This window comes from Winogradskyella sp. R77965, from assembly GCF_044594915.1.
In the GTDB taxonomy this organism is placed as follows: domain Bacteria; phylum Bacteroidota; class Bacteroidia; order Flavobacteriales; family Flavobacteriaceae; genus Winogradskyella.
This window is the reverse complement of the sequence record NZ_CP138990.1, coordinates 719,107-734,722: the sequence shown is the minus strand read 5'-3', so window position 1 is coordinate 734,722 and position 15,616 is coordinate 719,107. Positions and strand designations below refer to the sequence as shown.

Here is a 15,616-nt window from a genome sequence, read left to right as displayed (position 1 = left end):
TGTCGCCGTAATTTGTAATTAGTATATTTGATTACAACAACTATACTAACTAACCGATTTATATAAATATGAAATTATTAGAAGGAAAAACAGCAATCATTACAGGCGCAAGTCGTGGTATTGGTAAAGGAATAGCTGAGGTATTTGCGAAACATGGAGCAAATGTAGCATTTACATACAGTTCTTCTGTTGAAGCGGCTAATGCATTAGAAAAAGAATTAAATACTCAAGGAATTAAAGCTAAAGGTTATCAAAGCAATGCAGCAAATTTTGATGAAGCCCAAAAGCTTGCTGAAGATGTATTAGCAGAATTTGGTGCTATTGATATTTTAGTCAATAATGCAGGTATTACAAAAGATAATCTCTTAATGCGAATGGGTGAGGAAGATTTTGATAAAGTGATAGAAGTCAATCTTAAGTCTGTATTTAACATGACGAAGGCTGTTCAACGTACCATGTTAAAACAACGCAAAGGCTCAATAATTAATATGAGTTCTGTAGTTGGTGTAAAAGGTAATGCAGGACAAACAAATTACGCTGCTTCAAAAGCAGGAATTATTGGTTTTTCGAAATCTGTAGCATTAGAATTGGGCTCACGAAATATTAGAAGTAATGTCATCGCTCCTGGTTTTATAGAAACTGAAATGACGGCAAAACTAGATGAAGAAACTGTAAAAGGTTGGAGAGCTGGTATCCCACTAAAAAGAGGAGGTTCGCCTGAGGACATTGCTAACGCTTGTGTGTTTTTAGCAAGTGATTTGAGTGCTTATGTTACAGGGCAAACCTTGAATGTTGATGGTGGTATGCTAACGTAATTGATTTTAGATATGTCACCTTGAGCGCAGTCGAAAGGTCTTTTTATGCAAACAGAAACGATTATATATATCATTATAGCTGGAATAGCAGCGCTTTCATTAGCGCTGTTTCAGTATATATATAAATCTAAAATTAAGTCTAATCTTAGGTATTTGCTGACAGCACTAAGAGTTATTTCGATTTTTGGGATCTTACTTTTACTCATTAATCCAAAATTTGAATCCTTCACATACTTTGACGAAAAACCAACATTGGTTGTTGCTGTGGATAATTCAGAATCAATTTCTTATTTGAAACAGGAAGAAAGCGCAAATAAAATCTTAGAAGCTTTAAAAGATAACTCAGAATTAAATGAGCGTTTTAATCTTCAAACCTATAGTTTTGGGAAATCAGTGAGTGGCTCAGACAGCTTAAATTATAAAGAAAGACAATCTAATATCTCACAAGCATTAAAGCAGTTTGGCGAAGTATATGATAATCAAACCGCACCAATCTTACTATTAACAGATGGTAATCAAACCTATGGTTCAGATTATAGTTTTATGGCTAATGGTGTAAAACAGCCAATTTATCCTATTATTTTAGGGGATTCAACATTGTATTCAGATTTAAGTATAAAGCAGCTTAATGTTAATCGCTATGTGTTTTTAAACAACAAGTTCCCTGTCGAGATAATTACCAACTACAGTGGTACAGAATCTATAACGACCGAACTTAAGATTTGGTCAGGTAGCGCTGTTATATTTAGAAAAGCACTTCAGTTTGACGCTTCTAAAACTTCTCAAATCGTCTCTACGACGTTAAATGCCAATAGTGTAGGCGTAAAAACCTATCGCGTAGAATTAGTGCCATTGGCAAACGAAAAAAATAAAATCAATAACTCAAAAAGTTTTGGAGTAGAAGTCATAGACCAAAAGACAAATATTGCAATAGTTTACGACCGTTTACATCCAGATTTGGGTGCGCTTAAAAAGTCTATTGAGAGTAATGAACAACGTAGTGTTTCTATTTTGAAACCTGAAAATTATTTAGGAGAAATAAATGATTTTCAATTAGTTATACTATATCAACCCAACAATAAATTTACTAAAGTTTTACAAGAGGTAAAAGAGAAAAACATAAACACATTCACAATCTCTGGCTCCACAACTAGCTGGAATATTTTAAATAATTCCCAAAATTATTTTAAACAAAAAATAACAAATCAAACTGAAGATTTTCAACCAGTATTAAATAGAAATTATAACACCTTTATTATAGATAATTTAGATTTCAATGATTATCCGCCGTTAGAATCTGAATTTGGAGGATTAGATTTTTCAGTACCAAATGATGTCATTCTTTATAAAGCTGTAAATGGAATTAATACTGAGCAACCATTACTCTCTACATTTGAAATTAATAACACAAAGCATGCATTGCTCAGTGGTGAAGGCATTTGGAGATGGAGAGCACAGGCATATTTGGATACAGAGCGTTTTACTGATTTTGATAATTTTATAGGTAAACTTATTCAATTTTTGAGTTCAAACAAAAAGCGTAAACGTATAAATGTGGATTACAAATCCTTCTATAACGGAAATGATGATGTTATAATTACTGCCCAATATTTCAATAAGAATTATGAGTTTGATGCAGAAGCATCTTTAAGTATAATTATAAAAAACAAAGAAGATAATAGCACCAGAGAAGTACCACTTTTGCTTAATAATGGTAATTATAATGTAGATTTAAGTGGCATTGCCTCAGGTCAGTATGATTTTACAGTTAAGCATAACTCTGAAGCGGTTGCTATATCTGGTAGTTTTCAAATTTTAGACTATAACGTAGAGCAACAGTTCTTAAATGCAGATATAGATAAGTTAAACGCATTAGCTAGTAATAGTAAAGGTAAGGCTTACTTCAGTAGCGAATCTAGCACGCTTATAGTAAACTTGCTTTCGGATAACAGATATGCAACTATACAAAAAAGCACCAAAAATATTGTACCTTTGATAGATTGGAAATATCTGCTCGGTTTAATTGCATTAAGCCTTTTTATAGAGTGGTTTATCAGAAAATATAACGGACTAATTTAAAACAAAAACAAAGAGATGGAAAAATTACCAAAGGTTGGGTTACCAATTTTAATAGGAATAATAATTTTAGTTATAGTGATTGCAAAATCTGCTGTAACTATAGACTCAGGTGAAGCAGGAGTACTTTTTAAGACTTTCGGAGAAGGTGTTGTTACAGATGAGCCACCAATGGGAGAAGGATTTCATATTGTAGCACCTTGGAACAAGGTATATATTTATGAAGTTCGTCAACAAGAACTTTTTGAAAAAATGAAAGTTTTATCATCTAATGGTTTAGAGATTCAAATTGATGCTTCAGCTTGGTATGAGCCAGTTTATGATCAATTAGGGAATCTACACCAATCTTTAGGACAAGGCTATTTACAGCGTGTTATACAGCCTGCAATTCGTAGTGCCGCACGAAGTGTCATTGGGCGTTATACACCAGATGATTTATATTCAACTAAACGAGACGCTATTCAAGTTGAAATTTTTGAGGAAACCAAGAAAATACTTGATAAACAATATGTGCAATTAAATGAGGTATTAGTAAGAGATGTAACATTACCTCCTACAATTAAGGAAGCTATTGAGCGTAAATTAAAGCAAGAACAAGCATCTTTAGAGTACGAATTTAGATTAGTGACTGCAGAAAAAGAAGCTGAAAAAGTAATTATTGAAGCTAAAGGTAAAGCAGATGCTAATAGGATTTTAAGTGCGTCTTTAACTGATAAAATTCTTCAAGATAAAGGTATTGAGGCTACAGTTAAGCTTTCTGAATCAGAGAACAGTAAAGTAATTGTTATTGGCTCAGGAGATTCAGGAATGCCTATCATTTTAGGGAATCAATAATCTTAGGAACAAATATTAAATATTTCCTAAAAATTAGATTTCGTTTGATTATTATTTGATTAATAAATTTTATTTAATAATATTTGTATTAGTAAATAAGAACATGAAATTTATTCAATTACATCATCATTTTCATATAATCGCTCAGGCGAGGTGAAAGTGTATTGAATAAATTCAAGATATATTTTAAAACCCGTTTGAGAATTCAGATGGGTTTTTTGTTTTTTAAATAGCTTAAATGAAGTCTTAGACATAAATCAAAAGATTCCCGCTTTCTCGGGAAAATATTATGAGTAAATTAAAAATTGCTGTACAAAAATCGGGTCGTCTTCACGATGATTCGATGAAGATTCTAAAAGAAATCGGTATTTCTGTGGATAATGGAAAAGATCAACTTAAAGCTTCTGCGCGTAACTTCCCTCTAGAAGTATTTTACTTAAGAAATGGAGATATACCACAGTATTTAAGAGATGGAGTCGTAGACGCTGCCATAATTGGTGAAAACGTATTAATTGAAAAAGGTAATGATTTAGCAGTTATCGAACGTTTAGGTTTTTCTAAATGTAAAGTTTCAATTGCAGTTCCAAAATCTTCAAAAGCTGCAAGTTTAAAAGATTTAGCAGGAAAACGTATTGCTACATCATACCCTAACACCGTAAATCAATTCTTAGAAAAGCAAGGTATAAAAGCTAATCTACATATCATTAATGGTTCCGTTGAGATTGCACCAAATATTGGACTCGCCGATGGTATTTGTGATATTGTATCTAGTGGTAGTACCTTGTTCAAAAACGGCTTAAAAGAAATTCAAACACTTTTAAAATCTGAAGCTGTTTTAGCAACATCGCCTAAGATTTCTCAAGAAAATCAAGAGCTTATCAATACACTTCAATTCAGGTTAAAATCTGTGTTAAGAGGTCGAGAAAGTAAATATGTTTTATTAAATGCACCAAACGATAAGTTAGATGCCATTACTAAAATTCTTCCTGGTATGAATAGTCCAACTATTACACCATTAGCAAAAGAGGGTTGGAGTTCTGTACATTCTGTCTTGAACAAAAATGATTTCTGGAATATGATAGATGAATTGAAAGCTAATGGTGCTGAGGGTATTTTAGTTTGTCCAATTGAAAATATGGTGCTATAATATGAAGCTGTTCGAAAATCCAGATAGAGCCACTTGGTCAGAATTATTAAAACGACCAACGCAAACTGTTGAAGATATTGAATCAACGGTGATGCAGGTTTTTGAGAGCGTGTCAAATACTGGTGATGAAGCTATAGAAATATATACATCAAAGTTTGATGGAGTAACCCTTGCAAATAATATCGTTACTCAAACTGAAATTAGTGAGGCCATAGCTAGTGTTTCAGAGGAATTAAAATCTGCAATTCAACTTGCAAAATCAAATATTGAATCGTTTCACACTGCTCAAAAAACAGATAAAGTTTTTGTTGAAACTATGATTGGTGTAGAATGCTGGCAAGAAAAACGACCTATTCAAAAAGTAGGTTTGTATATACCTGGTGGAACAGCACCTTTATTTTCTACGGTTTTAATGTTAGCAGTTCCTGCTCAAATAGCAGGTTGCAAAGAGATTGTTTTATGTTCACCACCAAATAAAAAAGGTAAAATTGCAAATGAGATTTTATACGCAGCAGAATTGTGTGGCGTAACGAAGATTATAAAAGTTGGTGGTATACAAGCTATTGCAGGGTTGACTTTTGGAACCGCATCCATTCCAAAAGTTTATAAAATTTTCGGACCAGGAAATCAGTTTGTTACCGTTGCAAAGCAATTGGCAACAAAATATGGTGTCGCTATAGATATGCCTGCAGGTCCAAGTGAACTCTTGGTTATGGCTGATGAATCAGCAAATGCGTCATATGTGGCTTCTGACTTATTGAGTCAGGCAGAGCATGGTAGTGATAGTCAAGTTATTCTTGTGACGACTTCTAAATCATTGGCTGAAAATGTAAGTGTCGAGGTTGAAAAACAAATAGAACAATTGCCTAGAAAAGAAATGGCTAAAATTGCGATTTCTAATTCTAAATCTATCATAGTTAAAGACTATGAAACGGCTCTAGAGTTAATAGATGTTTATGGTCCTGAACATTTTATCGTAGCCACTAAGGATAATGATTTCTTTGTAGAAAACATAAGTAATGCGGGTTCTGTATTTATTGGTAACTACACACCAGAAAGTGCGGGAGATTATGCATCTGGGACAAATCATACCTTACCAACTAATGGATTTTCTAAAGCATATTCAGGCGTGAATTTAGATAGTTTTCAAAAGAGTATGACTTTTCAGAGAATAACTAAGGAAGGTATTCAGAATATAGGAAATGCCATAGAGTTAATGGCTGAAGCAGAAGGTTTACAAGCACATAAAAATGCAGTAACATTGCGATTAAAAGATATAGAGTCATGAATGTAGAGCGTCTTTTAAGAGAAAATATTAAAACGATTAAAGCCTATTCTTCCGCAAGAGATGAGTATAAAGATGCGTCTTCGGATATGGTTTTTATTGATGCAAACGAGAATCCTTTTCAGACCAATGTCAATAGATATCCAGATCCGCAACAATCTTATGTGAAAGAGCGTCTCGCTGAAATAAAGGATGTTACTACGACACAAATTTTATTAGGAAACGGAAGTGATGAAGTTTTAGATTTAATTTTTCGAGCATTCTGTGAACCAAAACAAGATAATGTTATCACCTTGCCGCCAACGTATGGTATGTATTCAGTATTGGCGGATTTAAATGCTGTAGAAATTAAACGTGTATTGTTAGATGAGAGTTTTGAACCAAAAGTTTCAGAAATTCTAGCAACTCAAAATGATAATTCAAAAATTTTGTTTTTATGTTCACCTAATAATCCAACAGCCAATAGTTTTAATACTAATAAAGTTGAACAGTTATTGAGAGATTTTAAAGGTATTGTTGTTATTGATGAGGCATATATAGATTTCTCAAATCAAGAAAGTTGGATAAGTCGGTTAAATGACTTTCCAAATCTTATCGTCACACAAACGCTTTCTAAAGCTTATGGTTTAGCAGGCATTAGACTTGGAATATGTTTTGCCTCAGAATATATCATATCAGTTCTCAATAAAATCAAACCACCTTATAATGTCAATCAGTTAACTCAAAATAGGGCATTGGAGCGATTAAATAGTCTAGATGAAGTTAATCTAGAAGTTAAATCTATATTGAAAGAGCGAGAACAGCTAATAACACAATTATCAGATATTTCATTTATTAATACAATCTATAGGTCTGATGCTAACTTTGTTCTGGTTAAAGTAGATGATGCTAATAAGCGCTATTCGCAATTAATCGAAAAAGGTGTCGTGGTTAGAAATAGAACTACACAACCATTATGTGAAAATTGTTTGCGATTTACTATAGGTACAGTTGAAGAAAACAAAATATTAATTAAGACATTAAACCAACTATAATGAAGCCAGTACTTTTCATAGATAGAGATGGAACTTTAATAAGAGAGCCAGCAGATGAACAGATTGATTCTTTTGAAAAACTTGAATTCTATCCTAAAGTATTTCAATATTTAAGCAAAATAGTTAAAGAATTGAATTTTGAAATCGTTATGATTACTAATCAAGATGGTTTAGGCACAAATGTATATCCTGAAGACACTTTTTGGCCAGTACATAACTTTGTACTTAAAACATTTGAAGCAGAAGGTGTTGTTTTTGAAGAGCAATTTATAGATAGAACCTTTGCAAAAGATAATGCACCTACTCGTAAACCTAACACAGGTTTATTAACCAAGTATTTTTCTGAACCTTACGATTTAAAAAATTCATTTGTTATTGGTGATAGACTTACAGATGTAGAATTAGCGAAAAATCTAGGAGCAAAAGGAATTTTTATTAATGACAATACTAATTTAGGAACTGATGAAGTTACAGTGAGTAATAACGAATTAGAGAAATATATTGCCTTAGAGACTAATGATTGGGAAGTTATTTATAGATTCCTAAAAACTACAGAACGTAAAGGAAGTATTGAGCGTAATACCAACGAAACTAAAATAAAGATTGATTTAAACCTGGACGGGACCGGTAAAAGTAATATCGATACAGGACTTGCATTTTTTGACCATATGCTAGATCAAATTGCGCGCCATGGTCAAATGGATTTGAATATTAAAGTTGATGGAGATTTAGAGGTTGATGAGCATCACACAATAGAAGATACTGCAATTGCTCTAGGAGAAGTCTTCGCTACAACTTTAGGAAATAAATTAGGAATAGAACGTTACGGTTTTTCTTTGCCTATGGATGATTGTTTAGCACAAGTGGCTATTGATTTTGGTGGACGTAATTGGTTGGTCTGGGACGCAGAATTTAAACGCGAAATGATCGGTAAAATGCCAACAGAAATGTTTTATCATTTCTTTAAATCGTTTACTGACGGAGCCAAGTGCAACCTGAACATTAAAGTCGAAGGTGAAAATGAACATCATAAAATTGAAGCCATATTTAAAGCGTTTGCTAAAGCAATTAAAATGGCAGTAAAGCAAGATGTTGAAAAAATGATTTTACCGTCAACTAAAGGTATGTTATAATGAATTTGACAATAGTAAACTACGGAGCTGGTAATATTAAAAGCATCCAATTTGCATTTCAGAGATTAGGATATGACGCGCATTTGACTAATAATGTTGAAGAAATTATAAAATCCGATAAAGTAATTTTTCCTGGAGTAGGAGAAGCAAGTTCTGCAATGAGAATGCTTAAGGATAGTGGGCTAGATATATTAATTCCACAACTAAAACAACCCGTTTTAGGAATCTGCTTGGGCATGCAATTAATGTGCAATCATACTGAAGAAGGTGATACCAATGGACTAGGAATTTTTGATGTCAACGTAAAACGATTTTCTAACAACGTAAAAGTTCCACAAATGGGATGGAATACTATTAAGAATCTTAAATCAGATTTATTTAAAGGGATAAAAGAAAAAGAATACATGTACCTTGTACATAGTTATTATGCGGAACAATGCGATGAGTCTATATCAACTTCTGATTATGAATTAGAATATGCTTCAGCATTAGAAAACGAAAATTTCTATGGAGTTCAGTTTCATCCTGAAAAGAGCAGCAAAGCAGGCGAACAAATTCTAAGAAACTTTATTGAGTTATAAGAAAAAACTTTGTTATTAGCCCGTTGCTAAGAGCCAAAAGCTAAAAAAATGAGAATAATACCAGCCATAGACATCATAGAAGGAAAGTGTGTTCGTTTAACAAAAGGCGATTATGACACCAAAAAAATATATAACGAAAATCCATTAGAAGTTGCTAAAGCATTTGAGGGTTCAGGTATTGAATACTTACATTTGGTAGATTTAGATGGAGCTAAAGCCAAGCATATTGTTAATTATAAAGTTTTAGAACTTTTAGCATCAAAGACTAATTTAAAAATTGATTTTGGTGGTGGATTAAAATCCAATGAGGACTTAAATATTGCTTTTAATTGTGGAGCAAAACAGATTACAGGCGGAAGCATTGCTGTTAGTGATAGAGAAACTTTTGAAGGTTGGCTAGCCAAATATGGTCCTCAAAAAATTATTCTTGGTGCAGATAGTAATGATGGTAAAATAGCAATAAACGGATGGCAAGATAATAGCAAAGAAGAAGTGATTTCTTTTATAAAAGACTATCAGCGTAAAGGTGTTAAGTACGTTATATGTACTGATATTTCTAAAGATGGTATGTTAGAAGGTCCTTCCATTGAATTGTACAAGACTATAATTGAAGAATGTAGCAACAGTAGTGGTGCACAATCCATAAAACTTATTGCGTCTGGAGGTGTTTCAGGAATAAAAGACCTAGAAGATTTAGAATCTATTGGTTGCGAAGGGGTCATTATTGGAAAAGCCATTTATGAAAATAGAATTAGTTTAAAAGAATTAGAGCGATTTATATAAGATGCTAACAAAACGAATAGTACCATGTTTAGATATTAAAAATGGTAGAACTGTAAAAGGAGTCAATTTTGTCGATCTTAGAGATGCAGGTGACCCAGTAGAATTAGCAAAACAGTATGCTGATTTAGGAGCAGATGAATTGGTATTTTTAGATATTTCGGCAACACAAGAGAAGCGTAAAACCATGCACGATATGGTGCTCAAAGTTGCTGAACAAGTGAATATTCCATTTACAGTAGGAGGTGGAATTTCTTCGATAGAAGATGTCGATGATTTGTTGCATTGTGGTGCTGATAAAGTGTCAATTAATTCGTCGGCAGTAAAACGCCCAGATTTGATTAACGAACTTTCAGATAAATTTGGAAGTCAATGTGTCGTTGTTGCTATAGATGCAAAAGAGATAGAAGGTGAGTGGTTTGTACATTTGGCTGGCGGTACTATTCCAACTGATATTAAACTATTTGATTGGGCCAAGGAAGTAGAACAGCGTGGTGCAGGTGAAATTTTATTCACATCCATGAATCACGATGGTACAAAAGCAGGTTTTGCAAATAAAGCTTTAGCCAAATTATCAGATTTACTTAATATTCCAATTATTGCATCGGGTGGAGCAGGAACTATTCAGCATTTCGCAGATACATTCATAGAAGGAAAAGCAGATGCAGCATTAGCAGCTAGTGTTTTCCATTTTGGAGAAATACCAATATTAGAATTAAAAGAGGAATTGAAAAAGCAGGGAATTCCTATTAGATTATAAAAAAAACTGGTCATCTTGAGGGCATTCGAAAGGTCGTTTTGTGACCCAAATAGGTCGTGACTGTGCTCAAAACCAAACAGAAATTAGAATTATGAACATAGATTTTAATAAAAACAAAGACGGACTAGTTCCAGCGATTATACAAGATGCCATAACGAAGAATGTACTAATGCTAGGCTATATGAATGAAGAAGCATTAGAGAAAACAAAATCTACCGGTTTAGTAACATTCTTCAGTAGAACAAAAAATAGATTATGGACTAAAGGTGAAGAAAGTGGTAATGTTCTAAATTTAGTTGACATCAAGCTCGACTGTGATAATGATACATTGTTAATATTTGTGAATCCGAAAGGACCTACATGCCATAAAGGAACTGACACATGTTGGAATGAAACCAATAAAGGGTCTTATGGCTTTATCTCAAAATTGGAAAATACAATATCAAGTAGAATTGAATCTGCGGACGCGGAAAAGTCTTATGTAGCTTCATTATTTGCAAAAGGTATTAATAAAATCGCTCAAAAAGTAGGTGAGGAGGCTGTTGAGGTTGTTATTGAAGCCAAAGACAATAATGATAATTTGTTTTTAGAAGAAAGTAGTGATTTATTGTTTCACTATTTAATGTTACTCCAAGCAAAAGGATTTAAGCTAAATGATGTAGTTTCTGTGCTAGAGAAAAGACATTCAAAATAACCCAAATTACACTTTATCGATAAAAACAGTTTTTAAACGTATTTTTTACTAGAATTTTTTATATTGTGGTTTTAATAAACAATCAGCCCTAATGAAATTGTTAAAACCTACCCTAGTATTCGTTTTCATTTGTCTTTTCTATTCTAATACGCAAGCACAAGTTTCTAGTAAGTATTCAGAAAATTTAATTGATTACCGAGAAGTCAAAATCGATGTAAATCGGTTAAAAAGTACCTTACAGTATACACAAATGAAAGGTGCGATCGCTCAAAATAGAAATTCTAGTACTATTGTTGAGTTGCCTATTCCTACAGAAGGAATGCAGCGGTTTAGAGTTGTTGAGTCACCTATCCTTTCCCCAGAGTTGTCAGCATCGCGTCCAGATGTTAAAAGTTATATTGCTAAAGGAATTGACGATCTTACGGCTACTGCTAGATTTAATATTACTTCTGCAGGTTTTTATGGTGTCATTAAAAGTGCAGATGGTATAGCCATAATAGAAAAAACAGACCGATTAAGTAAAAATAATCAATACATAACATACTACGATCATAACATTGTACAGCATGCTGGTCAGTTTGATTGCCAGTCAGAAGAAGAAACTGAATCACGTGCATTAACACCTGTTTATGGTCGTGCTGATTCTTGTTTTCAAATAGGTGATAACTTACGTAGTTACGAAATGGTAGTGACTTGTTCAGGTGAATTTTATGAATTAAATGGTGGAACTGACGCTTTAGTAGAGGCAGCGCTTCTTAATAGGATTACACAAGTTAATGCAGTTTATGAAACTGAAGTAGCAACCACTTTTTCAATTGTTGAATTTTTGCTTAATGATGATCCAGTGAATGACCCATTCAGTGATCCAACAGATACCTTTACATCCATAACTGAGACTGAGAACTACATCAACGATAATGTTAGTGTTAGCTCTTGGGATATTGGACATGGTTTTCACGAAATCACTTGTGGTGGTGGTTGCGGGTGGGCTGGTAGAGCTGGTTTAGGTGTTGTTTGTACTTCTGCTAAAGCTAGAGGTTACACCTATTTGCCAAATGATATTCCTACAGCAATTACAGTATTACTTCATGAGTTTGGACATCAATTCAGTAATAGACATACTAATTATGGTTGTAATTCAAATAATGCTTGTAGCCGATACGAACCTGGACAAGGTTCTACCATAATGAGTACAACTGCTAATTGCGATGCCGATGACGATTTTGCTAACCGCACAGACTATTTTAGTGTCGCGAGTTTGCAATCCATGATAGATTTTATGGATGGAGGATTATTTGTTAATGGGTCATCATGCGGAACTGCAGCTGTTGGTGGATGGTCAGATTGCTCAACACTTATTCCAACTGGAAATAGTATGCCAAGTTCTGATGCAAATATTAATAATATAAATGGCTTAGTAATTCCTCATAGTACACCTTTTGTATTATCAGGATCTGGTTCTGATGCTGATGGAGTAGGAAGTCTTACTTATAACTGGGAACAATATGATACCGATTATGCTGGTTCTGATGCTCCCGATGATACAGGTGCAAGTACTACAGCACCATTATTTAGAAGTTTTCCGCCTTCAACTAGTAATGAACGAACAGTGCCAGTACTATCATCTATATTAGCAGGTAATGTAACAACAGGAACTGGTGAAGTCTTACCAACTGTAGCTAGAAATCTAACTTGGAGACTAACAGTAAGAGATAATGAAGTTGGAGGAGGTGGAGTAGCCTGCGACCAAATCTCATTAACAGTTGGTTCTGACGGTCCTTTTAGAATTACATCTCAAAATTCAACAACTGCTTGGATGGCAGGAGATACTGAAACCATAACTTGGGACGTGGCTAATACAAATAATGCAATTTATACGTGTGCTGATGTTGATATCTTATATTCATCAGATGGAGGAAATACATTTTCTGCAACCTTAGCTAGTGGAGTTCCAAATAATGGCTCCGTGAATATTACAGTTCCAGGATTATCAACTACTAAAGGAAGAATAAAAATTGTTTGTACAGGTAGCTCAAATATATTTTTTGATATCAACGATGTTGATATTTTAGTGACGTCTACATGTAGTGCGGTTGTAGCAACTATTGCCAATAATGATACTGTGACAGCTACTGAAGGTGATAGTAGTCTTAACCTCGACTTATTGGCTGGTCTACCTGTTAATTCTGTTTCTGGTGTATTAGATGCTAGTGATGGTAATACCAATCTAAATGCTGAAAACAATGGAAGTGGTACTTGTATTCCTCTTGGGTTAACTCCAAAATTCGAAACTATAGAGTTAGCATCTAGCTCAAATTCTAATGTAACATTTACGCGAACTCAACAGGCTGATTATTTCAATATGATAAGTTTATTTGAAGGTAGTTATAATATTAGTAGCGTTTGTGATAATTGGTTGAATTCTAATGGAAATTTTGATGGTGTAAGTAATGTTTCCTTCAGTAGTGGTTTTGTTGAAACCTTAACTACTGGAACTAAATATGTCTTATTAACATCAGCTTTTTTTAATACAACACCTCCTGTTGGAAATTATAACATTAGCTTTTCAGAAACACTGTATAATGTTAGCGCAATAAATGTAACAGGCTATTTATATACGTTTATTGTAGTTGATAATAATTCTGGAAATATCATTGCTTTCGATGCTGATTCTGACTTATCAAACCAATCTAACTTCTCAGCCGGAAATTACACAGTTTATGGATTGTCTTATTTGGCAGGCGAGCCAACAGCTACATATGTAGGAGGTACTTTTTCAAGTTTTCAAGCAGATCTCGCTAGTGCCAATTTTTGCGGTGCTTTAAGTACCAATGGTGTTTTGGTTAATGTATTGCCAGGAGCTTCAACAACTTATACATATAATAATAGTTGGTCACCAAGTAGTCCTGAGGGAGTGTCTACCGCTAGTGATAATATCGTAGTTGAATCTGGTACTGCTAATATTTCTGTCAATACAGACTGTAATACTTTAACAGTAAACCCAGGAGCAGCCGTATTAATAGATACAGGTGTTACATTAACTGCAACCACTATAGAGTTGAATTCTACTTCTCAATTATTTTCGAGCTTAATATTGGATGGAACTATTATTGGAACAGTAAATTATAATAGATATGTCTCACAAGTCGGTCCTATAGGCACAAATGACTTAATATCTGCACCAATTTCTGGGCAATTATTTCCAGCTTTTTCAGCCTTAAACCCAAATTTACCAGCTTTAGGTAATTTAAGAGCATTTGCACCATATAATACGGCTGCAGGTGCTTATCAAAACTATGATATAGTTACAAATGTATTAACGACAATAGATCCAGGTATTGGCTTTAGAACTGCTACAACAAACGGAGGTACGCTGACGTTCACTGGTAATATATTATCAAGCGATGTTTTAGATGTTCCTATTTCTGACGCTTCAGCAGGTTTCGCATGGAATCTCATAGGAAATCCATATCCTTCTTACATTGATTTTGAAACCTTTTTTAATCTAAACTCGGATCAATTTGGTAACGGTAACTTCCAAGCCATTTATGGATATGATGGCGATGCTTCAAATGGATGGACAGTTTGGAATATGGCAACGATTGTAGACACTAACAGCACTGAATTAATTGCACCAGGACAGGCATTTTTTGTTAAATCTAAAACGGGTGGTGGATTAGTTGATTTTACAACTGCTATGCGCAGAACAGGTTCTTCAGATGATTTTATTATGGGAAGACAACCTGTTAATAATGTAGCGCTGTGTAAACTTAATTTAAGTAGTGCAACAAATATTAGTGCTACGCAAATTTATTTTATTGAAGGTACTACGAGAGGTTTGGATGTTGGTTATGATGCAGGTATTTATACAGCCAGTACAGCAGAGTTTTTAATCTATTCTAACCTACTAGAAGAGAATTCAGGTTTAGATATGGCAATTCAGTCATTACCATATGATGACCTTAATAATGTTGTTATTCCTCTCGGTATAAATGCCGAAGCTGGTGTAAAATTGACCATATCAATAGATGGTATTTCTAATATACCACCCGAAAATAATATCTATTTAGAAGATAAGGTTACAAATACTTGGACATTATTAAATGATAATAATTATTCATTTTCACCTTCTGTGGATTTAAATGGAACAGGACGTTTCTATATACATTATTCCTCTGTAATCTTATCTACTGAAAATAGTGGTTGGGATAATTTACAAATTTACAATACAGCATCTCCAAAAGAAATAGTTGTAAAAGGACAATTATCCAAAGGTACCAACGCAAATTTGTATGATATTGGAGGACGCTTAATCTTAAATAAAAAATTAGAATCATCTCATCTTATTAATACTATAGATGTTTCGAGTTTAAGTGCTGGTATTTATCTTATTAAAGTATTTAATGGTAGTCAAACAAAAATTCAGAAGTTAATTATTAATTAAAAAATACTTTTGGAATCAATCAGAAATTGGCGT

The 15,616-nt window shown here is 33.6% G+C and carries 12 protein-coding genes; all 12 read left to right on the top strand.

The window, feature by feature from the left end:
- The first annotated feature begins 68 nt into the window (after window positions 1-68).
- On the top strand, window positions 69-815 hold the full coding sequence (fabG, locus tag SJY34_RS03265) for a 3-oxoacyl-[acyl-carrier-protein] reductase (protein ID WP_400078862.1): 747 nt from the start codon (window positions 69-71) through the stop codon (window positions 813-815).
- A gap of 45 nt (window positions 816-860) precedes the next feature.
- On the top strand, window positions 861-2,894 hold the full coding sequence (locus SJY34_RS03260) for a VWA domain-containing protein (protein WP_400078861.1): 2,034 nt from the start codon (window positions 861-863) through the stop codon (window positions 2,892-2,894).
- A 15-nt stretch (window positions 2,895-2,909) separates the two neighbouring features.
- Window positions 2,910-3,725 (top strand): prohibitin family protein, encoded by an 816-nt coding sequence (locus tag SJY34_RS03255; RefSeq protein ID WP_400078859.1) that lies wholly within the window; start codon window positions 2,910-2,912, stop codon window positions 3,723-3,725.
- 289 nt (window positions 3,726-4,014) lie between these two features.
- Window positions 4,015-4,872, top strand: a complete 858-nt coding sequence (gene hisG / locus SJY34_RS03250; protein ID WP_400078857.1) for an ATP phosphoribosyltransferase — start codon at window positions 4,015-4,017, stop codon at window positions 4,870-4,872.
- A 1-nt stretch (window position 4,873) separates the two neighbouring features.
- Entirely contained in the window at window positions 4,874-6,160 is a 1,287-nt protein-coding gene (gene hisD / locus SJY34_RS03245) for a histidinol dehydrogenase (RefSeq protein WP_400078855.1), read from the top strand.
- On the top strand, window positions 6,157-7,191 hold the full coding sequence (hisC, locus tag SJY34_RS03240; protein ID WP_400078853.1) for a histidinol-phosphate transaminase: 1,035 nt from the start codon (window positions 6,157-6,159) through the stop codon (window positions 7,189-7,191). Before hisD ends, hisC begins: the two co-directional genes overlap by 4 nt.
- Window positions 7,191-8,324 carry a bifunctional histidinol-phosphatase/imidazoleglycerol-phosphate dehydratase HisB gene (gene hisB, locus SJY34_RS03235; RefSeq protein ID WP_400078852.1) on the top strand — a complete coding sequence of 378 codons (1,134 nt, stop codon included), beginning with the start codon at window positions 7,191-7,193 and terminating at the stop codon, window positions 8,322-8,324. Before hisC ends, hisB begins: the two co-directional genes overlap by 1 nt.
- Window positions 8,324-8,905, top strand: a complete 582-nt coding sequence (gene hisH, locus SJY34_RS03230) for an imidazole glycerol phosphate synthase subunit HisH (RefSeq protein WP_400078850.1) — start codon at window positions 8,324-8,326, stop codon at window positions 8,903-8,905. The genes hisB and hisH overlap by 1 nt, the downstream gene beginning before the upstream one ends.
- A gap of 48 nt (window positions 8,906-8,953) precedes the next feature.
- Window positions 8,954-9,688, top strand: coding sequence for a 1-(5-phosphoribosyl)-5-[(5-phosphoribosylamino)methylideneamino]imidazole-4-carboxamide isomerase (gene hisA, locus SJY34_RS03225; RefSeq protein WP_400078848.1), 735 nt, complete (start codon window positions 8,954-8,956; stop codon window positions 9,686-9,688).
- 1 nt (window position 9,689) lies between these two features.
- The gene (gene hisF / locus SJY34_RS03220) at window positions 9,690-10,445 is read left to right on the top strand and encodes an imidazole glycerol phosphate synthase subunit HisF (protein ID WP_400078846.1); all 756 of its coding nucleotides are present in this window, start codon (window positions 9,690-9,692) and stop codon (window positions 10,443-10,445) included.
- Between the two features lie 88 nt (window positions 10,446-10,533).
- The gene (hisIE, locus tag SJY34_RS03215) at window positions 10,534-11,139 is read left to right on the top strand and encodes a bifunctional phosphoribosyl-AMP cyclohydrolase/phosphoribosyl-ATP diphosphatase HisIE (RefSeq protein ID WP_400081444.1); all 606 of its coding nucleotides are present in this window, start codon (window positions 10,534-10,536) and stop codon (window positions 11,137-11,139) included.
- Window positions 11,140-11,230: 91 nt separating this feature from the next.
- Window positions 11,231-15,583 (top strand): M12 family metallo-peptidase, encoded by a 4,353-nt coding sequence (locus SJY34_RS03210; protein WP_400078844.1) that lies wholly within the window; start codon window positions 11,231-11,233, stop codon window positions 15,581-15,583.
- The last annotated feature ends 33 nt before the right edge of the window (window positions 15,584-15,616 follow it).